At 60.0% G+C, this 17,295-nt stretch carries 14 protein-coding genes; 7 read left to right on the forward strand and 7 right to left on the reverse strand.

Features of this window, described 5'->3' with window-relative positions; translation table 11 throughout:
• The first annotated feature begins 93 nt into the window (after positions 1-93).
• Entirely contained in the window at positions 94-582 is a 489-nt protein-coding gene (locus AQ996_RS08650; RefSeq protein ID WP_392397610.1) for a DDE-type integrase/transposase/recombinase, read from the forward strand.
• 87 nt (positions 583-669) lie between these two features.
• On the opposite strand, the gene AQ996_RS08655 is transcribed toward AQ996_RS08650, so the two are convergent.
• From AQ996_RS08655 to AQ996_RS08665, 3 genes are all read right to left on the reverse strand, one after another.
• Entirely contained in the window at positions 670-1,026 is a 357-nt protein-coding gene (locus AQ996_RS08655; protein ID WP_055252489.1) for an Hpt domain-containing protein, read from the reverse strand.
• Between the two features lie 23 nt (positions 1,027-1,049).
• Complete coding sequence (locus tag AQ996_RS08660) at positions 1,050-2,930, reverse strand: diguanylate cyclase (RefSeq protein ID WP_055252490.1); 1,881 nt, start codon at positions 2,928-2,930, stop codon at positions 1,050-1,052.
• A 211-nt stretch (positions 2,931-3,141) separates the two neighbouring features.
• A complete protein-coding gene (locus AQ996_RS08665; RefSeq protein ID WP_055252491.1) occupies positions 3,142-3,939 on the reverse strand; it encodes an alpha/beta fold hydrolase in 798 nt (265 codons plus the stop codon).
• 225 nt (positions 3,940-4,164) lie between these two features.
• Here AQ996_RS08665 and AQ996_RS08670 point away from each other — a divergent pair, with 225 nt between their 5' ends.
• The 3 genes from AQ996_RS08670 to AQ996_RS08680 all read left to right on the forward strand — a co-directional run bounded on the left by AQ996_RS08670 (position 4,165) and on the right by AQ996_RS08680 (position 7,055).
• Positions 4,165-4,941: a radical SAM protein gene (locus AQ996_RS08670; protein WP_055252492.1), complete on the forward strand. Its 777-nt coding sequence runs from the start codon at positions 4,165-4,167 to the stop codon at positions 4,939-4,941.
• A gap of 160 nt (positions 4,942-5,101) precedes the next feature.
• Positions 5,102-5,989 (forward strand): type I methionyl aminopeptidase, encoded by an 888-nt coding sequence (gene map, locus AQ996_RS08675; protein WP_055252493.1) that lies wholly within the window; start codon positions 5,102-5,104, stop codon positions 5,987-5,989.
• A gap of 130 nt (positions 5,990-6,119) precedes the next feature.
• Entirely contained in the window at positions 6,120-7,055 is a 936-nt protein-coding gene (locus AQ996_RS08680) for a D-2-hydroxyacid dehydrogenase (protein ID WP_055252494.1), read from the forward strand.
• A gap of 252 nt (positions 7,056-7,307) precedes the next feature.
• On the opposite strand, the gene AQ996_RS08685 is transcribed toward AQ996_RS08680, so the two are convergent.
• Complete coding sequence (locus tag AQ996_RS08685) at positions 7,308-8,693, reverse strand: M18 family aminopeptidase (protein WP_172674636.1); 1,386 nt, start codon at positions 8,691-8,693, stop codon at positions 7,308-7,310.
• A 161-nt stretch (positions 8,694-8,854) separates the two neighbouring features.
• Between AQ996_RS08685 and AQ996_RS08690 the strand changes: the two genes are divergently transcribed.
• Together AQ996_RS08690 and AQ996_RS08695 are read left to right on the forward strand one after the other, a co-directional pair.
• Positions 8,855-9,940 carry a carcinine hydrolase/isopenicillin-N N-acyltransferase family protein gene (locus tag AQ996_RS08690; protein WP_055252495.1) on the forward strand — a complete coding sequence of 362 codons (1,086 nt, stop codon included), beginning with the start codon at positions 8,855-8,857 and terminating at the stop codon, positions 9,938-9,940.
• 140 nt (positions 9,941-10,080) lie between these two features.
• Entirely contained in the window at positions 10,081-11,160 is a 1,080-nt protein-coding gene (locus tag AQ996_RS08695; protein ID WP_055252496.1) for a 6-phosphofructokinase, read from the forward strand.
• A gap of 537 nt (positions 11,161-11,697) precedes the next feature.
• Here AQ996_RS08695 and AQ996_RS08700 read toward each other — a convergent pair.
• Together AQ996_RS08700 and AQ996_RS08705 are read right to left on the reverse strand one after the other, a co-directional pair.
• Positions 11,698-14,463, reverse strand: a complete 2,766-nt coding sequence (locus AQ996_RS08700) for an FtsX-like permease family protein (protein ID WP_055252497.1) — start codon at positions 14,461-14,463, stop codon at positions 11,698-11,700.
• A gap of 5 nt (positions 14,464-14,468) precedes the next feature.
• Positions 14,469-15,170 carry an ABC transporter ATP-binding protein gene (locus AQ996_RS08705; protein WP_055252498.1) on the reverse strand — a complete coding sequence of 234 codons (702 nt, stop codon included), beginning with the start codon at positions 15,168-15,170 and terminating at the stop codon, positions 14,469-14,471.
• A 270-nt stretch (positions 15,171-15,440) separates the two neighbouring features.
• On the opposite strand from AQ996_RS08705, the gene AQ996_RS08710 reads away from it, so the two are divergent.
• Positions 15,441-16,079 carry a GyrI-like domain-containing protein gene (locus AQ996_RS08710; RefSeq protein ID WP_055252499.1) on the forward strand — a complete coding sequence of 213 codons (639 nt, stop codon included), beginning with the start codon at positions 15,441-15,443 and terminating at the stop codon, positions 16,077-16,079.
• A gap of 311 nt (positions 16,080-16,390) precedes the next feature.
• On the opposite strand, the gene AQ996_RS08715 is transcribed toward AQ996_RS08710, so the two are convergent.
• The gene (locus AQ996_RS08715) at positions 16,391-16,969 is read right to left on the reverse strand and encodes a methylated-DNA--[protein]-cysteine S-methyltransferase (protein ID WP_055252500.1); all 579 of its coding nucleotides are present in this window, start codon (positions 16,967-16,969) and stop codon (positions 16,391-16,393) included.
• Positions 16,970-17,295: the final 326 nt, after the last annotated feature.

Raw genomic sequence — 17,295 nt, forward strand, 5'->3', positions numbered from 1 at the left:
GAGGGACGGACCCGTCAAGGCGTGACCGGAATCGGTGAAAATACGTTAGCGCAAGCGGTGAAGCCGCCTTTGCGCGAACGGCGCGTTTGATTGGTGAAACTGGTGAAAATTAGATTGACGCTAACACCCTCCGGCAGGAAGGTCTACCTGTCGGCCATCAGGGACTGCTTCGACTCCTCGGTCGTGGCGTGGAGGGCCGGCGAGAGCCCGGACGCCGCGCTCGCCAACTCGACGCTCGAGGACGCCTGCGCGCTGCTCGCGCCCGGCGAGGGCCCCGTCATCCACTCCGACCGCGGCGGGCACTACCGCTGGCCCGGCTGGATCTCGATCTGCGAGGGGCACGGCCTCACCAGGAGCATGTCGGCCAAGGGCTGCAGCCCGGACAACGCGGCGATGGAGGGCTTCTTCGGCCTGCTCAAGAGGGAGTTCTGGCACGGCAGGGACTGGGCGGGCTGGGCCCCCGCCCGCTTCATCGAGGAGCTCGGTGGCTGGATCGGCCGCTACAATACGGAGAGGCGCAGCGATGCGCTCGGCGGCCGCACGCCGGCCGAGTTCCGCGCCGCGCTGGGAAGGGCCGCGTGACGGTCCAGGAAATCGTCCGCAGTTCCCCGTCACCGGGCCTAAAACGGGAAATTATCCACTCTCATAGTCATCAAGGCTCACAGCCTCTTACTCGGCCACCTCGCGCAGGGCCGACATCGTAGCTGCATATTGCTGCTGCAGCGCATGCATTCCCTCGCGAGCGCCGTCAACGGAGCCGGCACCGCGCAGCGCTTCGGTCACCACGACCGCCGGCTCGTACAGATTATCGAATCCCAGGTTCTGGCTCACGCCCTTGAGCGTGTGCGCTGCCATAAACGCACCTTCGGCGTCTCCTGCCGCCATGGCGGCCTCCAGCTTGTCCATGCTCTCGTCATCCAAAAACTTGAGGGCAAAGCGGGCAAGCATTTCCTCGCCCATCAGCCGAGCGCACGCGTCATCATAATTAGCGCCGATCTTCTCATACGCCTCACGCATGGAAATCATGGATTAAAACTCCTTTGGTCAAACTAAATCGTGGGAAACGCGACGACGTCAGCGGGGCGTGCCAACGTCTCGGCAATTTGGTCTTGCACCTCGAGCAGACAATCGAGCAGCAGCGGGTTAAAGGTGCCGCACTTACCGTCCAGGATCATCTGAATTGCCTCCTTGTGCGGGATAGCGTCCTTGTACACGCGCACGCTCGTCAGAGCATCGTACACGTCGGCCACCGAAACCACCTGTGCGGCAATGGGAATTTCGTCGCCCTTAAGGCCATCGGGATAACCCTTGCCGTCCCAGCGCTCGTGATGCCAACGCGCAATCTGGTACGCATATTCCATAAGCGCATTGCCGGCGTGATGGCTACCCAGCTCAAGCAGCATGTCGGCGCCGATTGTGGTATGCGTCTTCATAATCTCGAACTCCTCGGGCGTAAGGCGCCCGGGTTTGTTGAGAATCGCATCGTCAATCGACATCTTGCCGATATCGTGCAGCGCCGAAGCCAGGGCAATCGTGGAGCGCTCCTCATTGTCAAGGGAAATGGTGTCGCTACGCTGGACCAGACAGCCAAGCAGCAGCTCGGTCAGCTTTTCGATGTTCGTAACGTGCCTGCCGCTCTCGCCGTTGCGAAGCTCCATGACGCCAGCCATGATGTCGATGAGCATGCGACTGTTCTTGACACGCTCGTTGTACTGCTGGGACAGCAGGCTCGTCAGGCGGCGCTGTTTGGCGTATAGGCGGATGGTGTTGCTTACACGGCGGCGCACGACACGGGAGTCAAACGGGCGGTTGATATAGTCCGAGGCGCCTAGCTCGTACGCGCGCAGAACCATATCATCGGAGTCTTCGCTCGAAATCATGATGACAGGCAGATTGTCACCAACCGATCGGCGCGACAGACCGGCCAGCACCTCAAAGCCGCTTATGCCCGGCATGACAATGTCCAGCAGCACGAGCGACAACTCATCGCCATAGCGGTCGACAATGTCGAGCGCCGCACGACCGTTATCGGCCTCGAGGATGCAATATTCGTCCTTGAGCATCTCGCTGAGAATGACTCGGTTCATCTCGGAGTCATCGACAATAAGCACCAAAGGCCTTTCGCTTTGGAAGGCCTCGATGGAATCGGCATCGGTCACGACCGTACCGGCTTTTGCCTTAGCGCGGCTCAGTAACTGGACAGCGCGGCCAACGCCCTCATCGACCGTCTCGCCATGAATGCGAACGCCACCAACACATGCCGTCAAGCTCACGTACTCATGGCCCGGAATAATCGTGGAACGAACGGCATCGGACACCTGATGCAGGCGACGGGTGAAGTCATCGGAGGGAATATTGGGCATGACAACCACAAACTTGTCGCAGCCATAGCGCACAAGCTCGTCAGTCGAACGGATTCCGCTGCGCATGGCTGTCGCCACAGCACCGAGCGCAAGGTCGCCGGCATGATGGCCACACGTATCGTTGAAGACCCTAAAATCATCAAGGTCGATCATCGCAACGCCGGCATTCATGCGGGCGCTTCGGAGCTTTTCCTCGTAATACCGGCGATTATGCACGCTCGTCAGCACGTCGGTGTAGACAAGGTCCTCTTCTGCAGCCTCTTGCCCATCGATCGGACGCACCATCAGCAGGACATGAGGCTTGCCCTCGACCTTCAGAGGGCGCAGATGGGCACGGTACTCAACGCCATCGTTGAGCAGTTGCTCCGACACCTCATCGGAATCTGTCAAGGCCTCAAGACTTGCCTGGCGCAAACAAGGGCAGCGATCGCCGGCGAGCAGGCAGTTAGGCTCGCTCTTAATCTGATCGGCCGACAGTAAACGTACCACGGGGTAGGTCTTCGCGACACGGGCGACCTCGGCGGCAGCCTCCTCGTCGGTTAGATTGACCTCGTGATTATTGAGCATATGGGGCCCTTTCGATAGTTTCGCATGGTGGCGGTGGGTTCCAAATGTTACAAGGGTAACACCTTGTCGATGCAGGTAAGCACGTGAATGCTGTTACATTTTTATGAGTTGGCAGACGGCGCGATTAAAGCCGCAGACGTGAGGTTTTGAGCACATTTGTTAACACGGCCGAAACGTTTGCGGGTGAAGTCTGCTTTGGCTATTGCGGGTGTTAGAGCCCCAGGATGCCAAGGACAGTCTGGGCAGCCGCTCCCGGGCGATCGCGCAGGCCGTTGTGCGCGCCGGGAACCATTACGAGCGGACAGTCCAAAAGCTCAGCCGCCACCCTCGTGCCCGCCTCGCGAGGCGTGCCAATCGAGAGCTCGCCCAGGAGCACGGCGGCCACCGTTTTCGACGCACGGACGCTATCCCAATCGGGAACGCAGGTCATAGTAATCCCGTATTCGTTCGCCATGAAACTGCGGCCGTTGCGCAGGGCATGCTTGGCTTCCGCCTCGGTTAACTTGGGGGCCTCAGGGTCCGAATCGCCGATGGCGCCCAGGAAGGCCCGTAATGCCCTGGAGACCTTTCCCGCGGCGATCATCTCGAGCAAAACCGGGGCCGCGCCCAGACCGGCGCCCTCATCCGTCACGGCGGGTTCATGCAGAATCGCACGCGAGATTATGGCGGGGTTTGCACGGAGAAGCTCCAGGGCCACCAACGTACCGGCACTGTGCGCGAGCACGTTTGCCGGAGCGCCAATATGCTCGATAACGACCTGCAGGTCGGCGGCTTGGGCGGCGAGGTCGTAGCGTCCGTCTGCAGCGTCGCCGCTCTCGCCGCAACCGCGGCGGTCGTAGGTAATGACGCGATAGTCACAGGCGAGCTCGCGGGCGATGCCGTCAAAAAAGACACCGTCGACGCACGCACCGTGCACGCAAACCAAGGCGGGTGCATCGGACGATACAACCGGGCCGGCATACTCGCGGCAGGCGATCGTAGTGCCCGCATTCTCGACCGTAAAATCCATACTGTGTTCCCATCATCAACGCCCATCCAGTTGCACGTCAGTACGATTGGATGGACCCGCATTGCCTTACGACTTGTTAACAGATTAACTGTACCCGACCCGAGGCTTTTCATGGCACGGCATCATGAGCGACGTGAAAAAACGAAACTTGTAAAGCAAGAGCCCACACCTTGCTTTGGAGCCGATGCTATGCTTAGGCACAATTGTCTTGAGGAGCATATGCCTATGTCTACGTTTTTGAATGCCGGCCCCATCTTTGGGCCCGTTCGCAGCCGTCGCCTGGGCCTTTCGCTCGGCGTCAACATGATGCCGGCCAGCGGCAAAATCTGCACGTTCGACTGCATTTACTGCGAAAACGGTCTCAACGCTGAGCGCCCCTGCCATGAGCCGTACAACACAGCTGCCGTGGTACTCGACGCGCTCGAGGTAAAGCTGCGCGAGATGGCAGCCGAGGGCAAGCTCCCCGATGTAATCACCTTCGCAGGCAACGGCGAGCCCACCGCCGCACCGGAGTTTCCGCAGGCCATCGCCGGCGCCGTCGCGCTGCGCGACGAGCTGGCCCCAAACACCAAGATTGCCGTGCTTTCCAACGGCACGCGCGCCGACCGTCCCCAGGTACACGATGCGCTCATGATGGTCGACGACAACATCCTCAAGCTCGATACGGTCGACCCGGCTTTTATCCAGCTGCTCGACCAGCCCGTTGGCCCCTACGATGTAGAGCACCAGATCGAGACGTTCGCGAGCTTTAACGGCCGCGTCATTATCCAGACGATCTTTTTGACCGGCGAGCACCGGGGCAAGTCTCTCGATAACACCGGCGAGGAGTACGTCGGCCCTTGGCTCGCGGCGCTCGAGCGCATTCGCCCGCAGGAGACGACCATCTACACGGTGGCGCGCGAGACACCGGTCGCCGGCCTTGCCAAAGCAGCGCCCGAGGCACTCGACACGATCGCCGCACGCGTGCGCGCCCTCGGCATCCCCTGCCAGGTGAGCTACTAGCAAAACCACGCAGCAGCCAGTGCCCGCCATCCCGCCCCATCAGTTGCGGTGATATAGTTCCTATTTGTGCTGTTAAACCGCTTTAATCGGAACTATATCACCGCAACTTTTATGGACGCGTGGGTGGGCTATACTAGCTGCGAATGAAAGGAAGTTAGCCATGTTTGACAACGGACCCGTGCCCGGCCGCAACGACGCTTGCTGGTGCGGCAGCGGCAAGAAATATAAGAAATGTCACAGCGCCTTCGACGAGCGCCTCGAGCGCCTGTGGGAGGAGGGCTGGGAGGTTCTGCCCCGTACGCTCTACAAGACGCCCGCCGACATCGAGGGCATCAAGCGCTCCGCCGCCATCAACGTGGGCGTGCTCGACTACGTAGGCGAGCACATCGCCGCGGGCATGACAACCAACCAGATCGACCAGATGATCTACGACTACACCATCGAGCACGGTGGCACGCCGGCCGACCTCAACTACGAAGGCTACCCCAAGAGCGTGTGCACCTCGATCAACGACGTGGTCTGCCACGGCATCCCCTGCGATACGGACGTGCTGCACGAGGGTGACATCATCAACGTGGACTGCTCCACGATCTTGGACGGCTACTTTAGCGACTCGAGCCGCATGTTCTGCATCGGTGAGGTCTCGGCCGAGCGCCAGCGCCTGGTCGACGTCACCCGCGCCAGCGTGGAAGCGGGCCTGGCCGCTGTCAAGCCGTGGCTACCGCTCTCCGTTATGGCCGAGGCCGTGCAAAAGACGGTCGAGGACGCCGGCTTTAGCGTGGTGCGCGAGTACGGCGGACACGGCATCGGTAAGGAGTTCCACGAGGACCCGTTTGTGGGCTTTACCACCGAGGCGCCCGATGTGGACACCATCATGGCTCCGGGCATGGTCTTTACCATCGAGCCTATGGTCAACGCCGGAGCGCCCGACATCAAGATTAGCAAGGGCGATGGCTGGTGCGTACGCACCAAGGACGGCAGCGATTCGGCCCAGTGCGAGGTACAGCTCGTGGTGACCGAGGACGGCTACGAACTGCTCAGCTGGTAGCCGTGGATGCGCCGGATGCTGACGGGCATGCTCGTCTTGCATCCGGCGTTTTTGTTTGAACGTTTTGCCTGATAAAACCTGCCAAAATAAACCTGTCCCTTTTTGGCAGGTTGAGCGGAGAGGACTGCTTGTGAACATCCTGGTTTTGTTGCCCGTCAACGATCGCCATCGCGCAATTCTTGAGTCGAGCGCTCCGGGCGAGGACTTTATCTACACGAGCTCCGACGCCATCACGCGCGAGCAGGTCGCCGATGCCGACGTGATCCTGGGCAACATCGACCCTGACATGCTCACGGCATGCGAGCATCTCCAGCTGTTGCAATTGCAGACCGCCGGCTATGACGACTACCTTGCCGCTGGCACCGTGCCGGCTGACGCCAAGCTGTCTTGCTCGATCGGCGCCTACGGTCAGGCCGTAAGCGAGCACATGTTTGCCATGGTCCTTTCCATGATGAAGCACCTGCCCGGCTATCACGACTTGCAGCGCGAGCATCGCTGGAAGGATTTGGGGCCGGTCACCTCGCTCAAAAATGCCAACGTGCTGGTGCTGGGCGCGGGCGATATCGGCGGCCACTTTGCCACGCTCTGCCGCAGCATGGGCGCGCACGTCCGCGGCATCAAGCGCCATCCGCTCGTCTATCCCATTGTGTTTGAGGACATGGACGGCATGGACGCCCTGTCCGAGCGCCTGGCCGAGGCTGACATCGTCGCTTCCTTTATGCCCAGCACACCCGAGACTCGCGGCCTGGCGAACGCCGAGTTCTTCGCCGCGATGAAACCGGGCGCCTTCTTTGCCAACGGCGGCCGCGGCGACCTTGTGGTCGCCGACGACTTGGTTGCCGCCCTGGAGTCGGGTCATCTCGCCGGTGCCGCGGTCGACGTCACCGGCCCCGAGCCGCTGCCCGAGACAAGCCCACTGTGGGATGCGCCTAACATGCTCATTACGCCGCATATCTCGGGCTGGTTCCACTTGGAGGCTACGCTCGACAATGTGGTCGACATTGCCGCAGAGAATCTGCGTCACCTGCAAGCCGGCGAGACCCTGCGCTGTTGGATCGAACATTAGGGTTCCGCCGTTCTAACGAACGGCGGACCGGTCGACGCTACGCGCCGCCCAGAGCGACAATTTGTCATTCAAAAGGCAAGGCATGACCAGAAGGTCTATGCCTTGCCTTTTTCATGCCAACTTGTTCGCTCTGGACATCGCTCGCTGACGCTTGCTCAACCTGCGGTGTCATAACAATTCTGTCCAGCTGTTGGCTTTGCGGCATTTGCCCAGATAAAACCTGCATAATAAACCTGTCCCTTTTAGCAGGTTTTAGAGCTCCACGCTTTCGGCTCCGTTGATGGTTAGGTTTCGCTCGTAGAAGGCCGTAAGGGCGCGAATGGCGTACATCACGTCGCGTACGCCGCCGGTCTCGTAGCTTGAGTGCATGGCCAGCTGCGGCAGGCCCACGTCCACGGCATGCATGCTCGCCTGCATGTTCGACAGGTTGCCGAGCGTGGAGCCACCCGCCATATCGCTCTTGTTGGCGAAGGCCTGCGTGGGCACGTCGGCGTCATCGCAAATAGCCTGGAACACTGCGCGGCTAAAGGCATCGGTGCAGTAATGCTGGTTGGCGGCTTCCTTGATAACGATACCGCCGTTGAGCACAACCTGATTGCGGGCGTCGCACTTCTCGGCGTGGTTGGGGTGCACGGCATGCGCATTGTCGCAGCTCACAAGCATCGAGGCAGCAAGTGCACGATGGTACGACTCGTCGTCAAAGCCCAGCGATCCGTTGATGCGGCGCAGTGCGTCGGCCAAGAACGTCGACATGGCGCCCTGCTTGGTCTCGGAACCAACCTCCTCGTTATCAAAGCAGCAGAAGACCGAGACGTCGCGCGCGTTCTCGGCACCCAAAAATGCCTGCAGTGAGGTGTAGGCGCAGGCCAGGTCGTCGAGCTTGGGCGTCGAGATGAACTCGTCAGCCCAGCCCCAAATGCGCGCATCCTGGCGGTTGACCAGGAACAGATCGCGGCTCAGGATCTGCTCGGGCTCAACGTCCAGTTCGTCGGCAACCAGGGCATCAAAATCGCCCTGCTTAAGCTCACCGGCGCTGATGAGCGGGCACAGGTCGACGGCGCGGTTGGGCGCAAAGCCCTCGTTAACGCCGCGGTTCATATGGATGGCAAGGCTCGGGATAATCGCGACTTCGCGCTCGGTGGCAAGCAGGCGGCTCTCAATACGGTCGCCTTCGCGTACCAACACGCGGCCCGCGAGCGCCAGCGGGCGGTCGAACCAGGTGTAGTCGATCATGCCGCCGTAGGCCTCGGTGTTCAGGCGCAGCGTCTCGCCTGCGCCGTCGAGCTCGGGCACGGCCTTGACCTTAAACGTCGGCGAATCGCTGTGCGACGCCGTGAGCTGAAAATGATAGTCACCGGCAACGCCGTCCTCGCCCCACGTCGCGGTCAGGTCCTCGCCCACCTTAAAGGCAATAACGCTCGAGGTATTGCGCTGCGTGTAATAACGCCCGCCCGGCTCGATGTCCCACGCCGCGTTCTCGGGCAGGTAGGTAAAGCCCGCCTCGTCGAGCTCGGCCATAATGGTCGCCGCCGTATGGAACATGCTGGGACATGCCTCGATAAAGTCGATGAGGTCGTTGGCGGCCTCGATATCGTCGGCCGTCACATGCGCGCGCTCGGGCGTTTCCTGATCCGTCATGCTCTCCCCTTTCGCTGGGTTGATGGTCCCCTCCAGCATACCCCGCCACGCCAGCGCCGCACTCTTCATTCCATGTTTAATCCCGCGCCGCTCACCAAGTTGAGCCATCATGCCCGCGCTCCTTTTGCGACAATTACGCTAACAGGACGAGAGGAGCCGTCATGAAGCCACGTAACATTGCCATCGCCTGCGGTGTCGCGGGAGTCGCCGTCGGCCTTGCCGCTGCCACCGGTATCGTTTACCGCAAGCAAATCAAGTCCGCCGCGTCGCTCATACGCTTGACCGGCTACGCGGATAGCTATGACCTGTACGCAATCGACATCGCCTACGACTACGATCTTGATCGCATCATCGCCGCTGGCGTGCGCGACGACCAGGCCTACATCGATGCCGTGGTGGCGCAGGTGCTGCCCGGTGTGCCGGTACATGTCCAGGCGCCCCAGTTTGCCTGCAGCGCTTTTGTCGCCGTAGATGCCGAAGGCCGCGTGCGCACCGGTCGCAATTACGACTTTAAGGACGACACCTCGGCACTGCTGGTGCGCAATCACCCACGCGACGGCTATGCCTCCATCGGGTTTGCCGCCCTTAACAACCTGGGCGATAACACTCCGCTTGACTCCGTCGCCGGACGTGCCGCCGCACTCATGGGCCCGTTTGCCCAGCTCGACGGTGTTAACGAATGCGGCGTGTCCATTGCCGTACTCACTCTGGATTCCAAGCCCTGTGACCAGGACGCGCAACGCCCCGTCATCAATACCTCGCTCGCCATCCGTCTGGTGCTCGACCGTGCCGCCACCACGCAAGAAGCTGTCGACCTGCTTTCCGCCTACGACATGCACGCCATGGCAGGACGCGATTACCACTTCTTTATCAACGACGCCGCCGGTGACGCGCGCGTAGTAGAGTGGGATCCGCGCGATCCGGACCGTGCTTTCAAAGCGACTCCTGTACGCCAGGTTACGAACTTCTACGCCTGCTATGGCGACGAAGTGCTGCCCAACCAAAAGAATGGCGAGCTGGGCCATGGTAAAGAGCGCGCCATCGCAATCGCCGATGTCCTTGACGCCCATGTCGGTGCCCAGGACGAGGCAGTCGCTTGGAAGGCCCTACGCGCTGCAGCGCAAGAACCCAATCCGAAAGACATCACCAGCAATACGCAATGGTCGGTCGTCTTTGACAATACCGAACCCGCCGCCGCCATTACGCTGCGCCGCCACTGGGGCGACGTCGACGCCTTCGCGCTGTAAGGAGCTGGCACCGTCGTCCTTACGCTGGCCTGACGTTGCTTACATTTCCATACATTTGAGCTAACACGTTTTACCCCCGTATCAACAGTGTGCGGGGGTAAACTTATGCGCATGTTATAACTTGCCCGGAAGGATTCACCATGCTTAGAATCGGTCTTCTTACTAGTGGCGGCGACTGCCAGGCGCTCAACGCCACCATGCGCGGCATTGTCAAAACGCTTATGACCAATAGCGAAGAGCCTATCGAGATTTATGGCTTTGAGGACGGCTATCAGGGCCTTATCTACAGCAGGTTCCGCGTCATGACGCCCGCCGATTTTAGCGGCATCCTCACCCGCGGCGGCACCATCCTGGGCACGAGCCGCACGCCGTTCAAGCGCCTGGATACCCCCGAAGCCGATGGTGTCGAGAAGGTGCCGGCGATGGTCCACACCTATCATAAGCTGCAGCTCGACTGCCTGTTTATGCTGGGCGGTAACGGCTCCACCAAGACCGCCAACCGCCTGCGCGAAGAGGGCCTCAACGTTATCGCCCTGCCCAAGACCATCGATAACGACACCTGGGGCACCGAGCTGACGTTTGGCTTTACGAGCGCCATCGACGTCGCCACCAAGTGCATCGACGACATCCACACTACCGCCTCGAGCCACGGCCGCGTGTTTGTCATCGAGATCATGGGCCACAAGGTTGGCTGGATCCCGCTGTACGCCGGCGTCGCGGGCGGCGCGGATGTCATCTTGATTCCCGAGATTCCCTACGACATGGACCAGGTTATCAAGACCATCGAGCATCGCATGGAGACCGGCAGCCGCTTTACCATCGTGGCCGTCGCCGAGGGCGCTATCTCCAAGGAAGACGCGGCGCTGTCCAAGAAGGAGTACAAGAAGAAGCTCGCCGAGCGCACGAGCCCATCGATCGTCTACGACATCGCCAAGGAGATCGAAGCCAAGACTGGTCGCGAGACCCGCGTCGCCATCCCCGGCCACACGCAGCGCGGCGGCCAGCCCGACGCCCAGGACCGCATCTTTGCGACCCAGTGCGGCGTCGAGGCAGCGCTCGGCTGCCTGCGCGGCGAGTTTGGCTACATGATTGCCCTGCGTGACGGCAAGATGTGCCACATGCCGCTCGAGGAGGTCGCCGGCAAGCTCAAGTACGTCGACCCCCAGAGCGACCTGGTACGCGAGGCCAAGGCGCTGGGCATCAGCTTCGGCGACGAATAGCCTCGGCCGAAACTGCTCTCATCGGAGACCCCAGGGCTTACCTCCCAAATCGTCCTCGGACATGTCAGGATCCCGCCGTGCGCTTCGCGCGGCGGGATCCTTCCGTCCTGCGGAAAGATTTGGGAGGTAAGCCCTGGGGCCTCCTGCGGTAACCGGGGAGGCCGAGGCTATTCGTCTTCTTGCTGCAAGTGCCTGGGGTAGGATGCGGCGTGCATTTTTGGGAGTATTCAGCAGCCGAGGGTGCCTGCATACTGGATTTTGGGCGAGAGACAGGCGCCGCGGGCCGCATTCTGCAAAAAAATGAGCGGTCCTCGAGGCGCCGGAGCTCAAAGTCAGGCTTTCAATGCGCTTTTGTGCGCCCGCTCCCGCACCCGCGGGCTCCGGGATGCTGAATACTCCGGAATTTGCACGGCGCCCCCTGGGGTACCCGCGGGCAAAAAGCAACCGCCCCGCCGAAATATGCAATCGGCGGGGCGGTTTATGCAAAAATGCGGTTGTGGTACGTTACAGCTCGCTACGGCTTGAATCCCAGGCAGGTTACTCGGCGCTTTTGAGGGCGCCGACCATGTCGATCTTGTTGAGGGTACGATTGGTGGCGAGGTTGACGATAAACGTAAAGCCGAAGGAAAGTACCACGGCAAGCACGTAGCTCAGTGGCTCGACCTCAACGTCGAAGTACAGCGACGGCATCTGCAGGATGTACGTGAAGCTCTCGGCCAGCAAGCCGCCCAGTGGCACGCCCAGCGCGGCGCCAATTGCCGTGAGGATCAACGTCTCCTTGTTGACGTAATGGTGCACCTCGCCACGGCGGAAGCCCAGCACCTTGATGGTCGCCAGCTCGCGTTCGCGCTCGGAGATATTCGTGTTGGACAGCGTAAACACCACCACAAACGATAGGCACGCCGCCATAAAGGTCACGAGCACCACGACGGAATTGATAATCGTAAAGTTCGCCTCGTAGTTCTGCCAATGTTCGGCCGTGCTCGAAATCGTAAGCCAACCGTCACTCTTAAGATTCTTGCTAAACGCAATCTGGTCGGCCGACGAGCCCTTAAGCAGCACAAAGACGCCGTTAAGGCGTGCGCTTCGGCCAAACGCGCGCTCATAGGTGCCCTGCGTCATGTAAAGCGTGTTGCCCAGATAGTTAAGCGAAATGTCGCTGACTTTGACCTTGGCGACATTGAGCGACGAATCCTGGACGTGCGCCGTATCGCCCGGTTGAATCCCCAGCACCAGCTGTGAACTCTTACTCAGATACACGTCCCCGTCACGCAAAGACAGTGGCTCTTTGGACTCATCCTCAAGGCGAACGTAATCGCCCAAGTCACCCGTGCGGTCATCGGGCACCACGATCAGCTGCACGGTCTCGCTCTTTCCGCCGAATGTAAAGGTAACGTTGTCGGTCATAATCGGCAGCGTCGAAGTCACGGTCACGTTGGAATCATTGGCCGCGCCGCGCTCATCCAATGCCGCGCACGTCTGTGAAAAATCGTCGGGGTTAGCAACCGCCAGCAAGTCATAGCGCGTGATATGCCCGTACTGTTTGGGCGAAAGCGCCACCGACGTGTCGCGGATGCCCATACCGCAGATCACGAGCGCCGTACAGCCGGCAATACCGAAGATGGTCATAAAGGCACGCTTTTTGTAGCGGAACAGGTTACGCGCCGCCACCTTGTTCAAAAAGCCCATGCGACGCCAGATAAAGCCGATGCGCTCAAGCAAGATGCGCGAGCCAGCGCGCGGGGCCTTGGGACGCATAAGCGAGGCCGGGGTCTCGGCCATCTCGTGGCGGCAGGCGATAATCGTGGCGCCCACCACGCCCACGGCAAACAGCGCCACCGAAACGATCGAGGACACGATGTCGTACGAAAGCAGCATCTGGGGCAGTGAGTACATATCGTCGAACACCGTAAACAGGAACAGCGGCAGGCCCACAAATCCGATGATGTTGCCGAGCACGCCGCCGATCAGACACGCCCACAGCGAGTAGTCCACGTATTTGGACAGAATACGCCCGCTCGAATAGCCGAGCGCCTTGTACAGGCCAATGAGCGTGCGCTCTTCCTCGACCATGCGTGTGGCGGTGGTAAGACTGATGAGCACGGCGACGATAAAGAAGATGAACGGGAACACCGTGGCGATAGCCTCAATTGACGAGCTATCGCTCTCCACGCTCGAGTAGCTTGCGATATTGCCGCGGTCCTGGATGTACCAGGTGCATTCGCCCAGATCGGAAAGCTCGGCGCGGGCATCGGCAAACTGCTGGTCGGCGGCGGCGCGGCGCTGATCCAGGTCGGTCTGCGCTTGCACGCGCTCCTCGCTGCCCTCTGCCATGCGATTGATGTTGTCCTGCTCAATCCCAAAGAGCATATTCGCCTGGCGCTCGGCCGCATCCAAGCTTGCCGGCGTGTCGACCGTCAGTTCCTGAGCGCGCGCCTTCTCACGCTCCTCGCGGATCTTCTCGATATTGCCCTTAACCTCATTGATCTTTGCCGCGTAGGCATCCGAATAGGAGTTGAGGCTCTTGGCTCCCTCGACGATCACGTGGACCGCGGAGTAGGAAGAAGATGTCGCGGCGTCCTCGCTCACATAGAACCTATAGTCCGCCGCCGAAGCAGCGCGAAAGGCGTTGACTGTCGAGTCAGAACTTACATCAGTGGGGTCGAGGACCTCGGCCGTAATGGTGTAATCGCCCGCGGCAAACTGATCCTTGGCACTTTGGTTCGACGAGCTCGCGTCATTGGCGGCAAAACTCACCGTATCGCCGAGCTTTTTGCCCGAAGCCTTCAGGAACTTCGAAGTCACCGCGACCTCATCGGCGCTCTCGGGCAAATCGCCGTTCACGAGCACCGGCTGATCGATGTTCTCCTTGGAGAGACTTTGCACGACCACGCGCTCGCGCGTTGTGCCCACGGCGGTGTAGGCGGTCTCGGTGTAGATACCCTCGGCCGTCTCGACGCCGTCGACCTCTTGGATGGCGTCGAGATCATCGTCAGTCAGGCCATAGGTCGACTGCACGTTGATGTCATAGACATTTTGCTGGTCGAAGTACGCGTCAACCGAATCGCACAGGTCCTCGCAACCCGCCTTAAGGCCGCACATCACGCTCACGCCAAGCGCGGTGATGACCACGATTGACAAGAAGCGCTTAAGACTGCCTCGGATTGTGCGGTAGATGCCACGGCGAAAAACCGTCGGCACCATATCGTTTGAGCTTTGGGCAGTGCGGTAGGTCGTAAACTCCCGGTCGCGCTCCGTGTGCTTAGCATCGCCGGATTGGCTGTTTTGGCGGTCTTGGTCCATGGGCGCTACCACTCGATCGTCTCGATAGGCACGGGATTTTGCTGGACCGTTTCACTCTCCACGCGCCCGCTCTTAAAGCGAATCAGGCGATCGGCCATGGGCGCAAGCGCGGAGTTGTGGGTGATGATAATGACCGTAATGCCCTGTTTGCGGCAGGTGTCCTGCAGCAATTGCAAGATCTGCTTGCCGGTTTTGTAGTCGAGTGCACCCGTGGGCTCGTCGCACAAAAGTAGCTTGGGGTTCTTGGCCAGCGCGCGGGCGATGGACACGCGCTGTTGCTCGCCGCCCGAAAGCTGCGCCGGAAAGTTAGCGAGTCGGTCGCCCAGACCAACCTGACGAAGCGTTTGCTCGGCATCGAGCGAATCGGGGCAGATTTGCGCCGCAAGCTCGACGTTTTCGAGCGCCGTCAGGTTAGGGACCAGATTGTAAAACTGGAAGACAAAGCCGACGTCGGAGCGGCGGTATTCCACGAGCTGCGCCTCGTTAGCAGAACTCACGTCGCGCCCGTCCACCGTTACGGTGCCGGAGGTTACCGTGTCCATACCGCCCAGGATGTTGAGCGCCGTGGTCTTGCCGGCACCCGAGGCGCCCAGGATAATGGCGAGCTCACCGCGCTCAACAGAAAAGCTCGCGCCGTCGAGCGCATGGATGCGGGCATCGCCCTCGCCGTATGCCTTGATGACGTCTTTGAATTCGATATAAGCCATCGATTAATTCCCATCTGGTCGGATAACTCTTTAGTATTACCCATTTCCCACCTACCAGAAAGGGGCAGGTTCATTTTGGCGGTTTTAAATGGGGAAACGGCAGCTATAGATGAGGCGCCGGGGAGGCAGAGAAATCATCGATTGGGTCAGGCCGACCGCCAAACACAACGCACGCATCTCAATCTGTCAGTCGAATCATTCGAACAGCTGTTCGTTTCTATGATATGATTCAGCTATCTAAGCAGGCCAATACGCAGAAAGGCGGCCAACATGGCGTTCGACTTTAAGAAGGAATGCAAGGAGCTCTACAAACCTGCAAGCAAGCCGAGTATCGTAACCGTCCCGCCTATGAGCTACGTTGCCGTTCGCGGAAAGGGCGACCCAAATACCGAAGGTGGCGAGTATCAAAACGCCCTGCCGCTGCTTTACGGCATCGCCTATACCGTCAAGATGTCGAAGAAAGGCTCAAGGAATATCGAGGGCTATTTCGACTTTGTGGTACCGCCGCTCGAGGGTTTCTGGTGGCAAGACTCCCCGAGCAGCGACATCGATTATGTACGCAAGGACGATTTCAACTTTATCTCGTGCATCCGCCTACCCGATTTCGTCAGCCGAGATGATTTTGACTGGGCAGTCGCGGAGGCCACGACCAAAAAGAAACTGGACTTTTCCGCCGTCGAGCTGCTTAAAGTTGATGAGGGTCTCTGCGTTCAATGCATGCATACCGGACCCTACGACAGCGAGCCGGCGACCGTAGACGCTATGCATGAATACACGACCGAGCAGGGCTATGTCCCCGACCTCTCAGACACCCGTTTACATCACGAAATCTATCTCTCCGATCCACGCAAATGTGCACCGGAGAAACTTAAGACTGTGGTTCGTCATCCTATCAAGCGCGCTGAATAGCGTGGGGCGCCGTCCCGCGCATCAGGTTTTAGTCCAGGCAATCAGCCGCTCCAAGGTCATCTGGCAGCTTCCTTGACGCAGGTCATCGTATCTTATAATTTTATGTCTCTAAAGCTGGAAAGCCTCTCAACGATGCGCAACTCCAGCTCTTTTTATATCAAGAGGCTTAAATGAAATACCAGAAGTCGTGGATATCCATCAACGAACAGATAGCACTATTGACAGAAAACAAGGGTCTTAAGTGCTCTGATCAAAGCGAACTCGAGCGAGCTTTGGTCGAAGTCGGCTACTTCAGGCAAAGTACTCGAGCGTTACTCCTCGTACGCACCCTCGAGCCGAAGTAGCCACTCCTTGCGATCGAGCCCGCCGGCATATCCGTTGAGCGAACCATCGGCCGCCACCACGCGATGGCACGGCACGATAATCGAAACAGGGTTGCGAGCGACCGCAGCCCCCACCGCACGGGGGGACACAACGGGCGCCTCGTTTCCCGGTACACGATGGCGGGCGGCGACACGAGCCGCAATTTCGCCATAAGTGGCGACCTCGCCACGCGGGATAGAAAGCAGCTCAAACCAAACTTCACGCTGAAACGCCGTGCCAATCAAATGCAACGGCGGCGTAAACCGAGGTTCCTGCCCTGCAAAATAAGCATTCAGCCAAGCCCACGAACGCTCAAGCACCGAAGACGCCGCACCATTTGCAGGACTCACCGACGACATGCCGCCAGCACCAGAAACTGCATCGGCGCCTTCAACATGTTCGGGATCTTCTTTGAGAAGCGTGGAGCCAAAATGCTCCTGCCCCTCAAACCAAAGCCCCGTCAGACCGCGGCCATCAGCGGCAAGCAAGATTTCGCCCAAAGGCGAAGCAAACGTCGTCGTGACCACCGGCGGCTCCTTTCAAAACTCCGCACCATAATACCGCGAATTGTGCAGACAACCCCAATCGACCCCAAAGTCACCCAAGGCAGCAGGCGCAAAGCGCCGAGGCCGCCGCTGGGACCAGAGCCCGCAACAGCCGCGCGCCCCCACATCAGCCCAGCGGCCTCAACCAATAACGGCCCCATCGTAGGCCGCCTGCAGCAGCGTCACCGCAGGCGGGGGCCGGGCTTAGTTTTCAGAACACTCCGCAGACCAGTGTGGCGCCTTGTCCGCGGCTCCGAAGGAGCAGGACAAGGCGCCACACATGGTCGAGGACGTTCTGAAAACTAAGC

It is taken from the genome of Collinsella aerofaciens (genome assembly GCF_001404695.1).
Classification (GTDB): Bacteria; Actinomycetota; Coriobacteriia; order Coriobacteriales; family Coriobacteriaceae; genus Collinsella; species Collinsella aerofaciens_E.

Coding starts and splice junctions, on each gene's coding strand:
- AQ996_RS08660 (WP_055252490.1), bottom strand. CDS start 2,930: ATGCTCAATAATCACGAGGTCAATCTAACCGACGAGGAGGCTGCCGCC.
- AQ996_RS08670 (WP_055252492.1), top strand. CDS start 4,165: ATGTCTACGTTTTTGAATGCCGGCCCCATCTTTGGGCCCGTTCGCAGC.
- AQ996_RS08710 (WP_055252499.1), top strand. CDS start 15,441: ATGGCGTTCGACTTTAAGAAGGAATGCAAGGAGCTCTACAAACCTGCA.
- AQ996_RS08700 (WP_055252497.1), bottom strand. CDS start 14,463: ATGGACCAAGACCGCCAAAACAGCCAATCCGGCGATGCTAAGCACACG.
- AQ996_RS08665 (WP_055252491.1), bottom strand. CDS start 3,939: ATGGATTTTACGGTCGAGAATGCGGGCACTACGATCGCCTGCCGCGAG.
- AQ996_RS08685 (WP_172674636.1), bottom strand. CDS start 8,693: ATGACGGATCAGGAAACGCCCGAGCGCGCGCATGTGACGGCCGACGAT.
- AQ996_RS08695 (WP_055252496.1), top strand. CDS start 10,081: ATGCTTAGAATCGGTCTTCTTACTAGTGGCGGCGACTGCCAGGCGCTC.
- AQ996_RS08705 (WP_055252498.1), bottom strand. CDS start 15,170: ATGGCTTATATCGAATTCAAAGACGTCATCAAGGCATACGGCGAGGGC.
- map (WP_055252493.1), top strand. CDS start 5,102: ATGTTTGACAACGGACCCGTGCCCGGCCGCAACGACGCTTGCTGGTGC.
- AQ996_RS08655 (WP_055252489.1), bottom strand. CDS start 1,026: ATGATTTCCATGCGTGAGGCGTATGAGAAGATCGGCGCTAATTATGAT.
- AQ996_RS08690 (WP_055252495.1), top strand. CDS start 8,855: ATGAAGCCACGTAACATTGCCATCGCCTGCGGTGTCGCGGGAGTCGCC.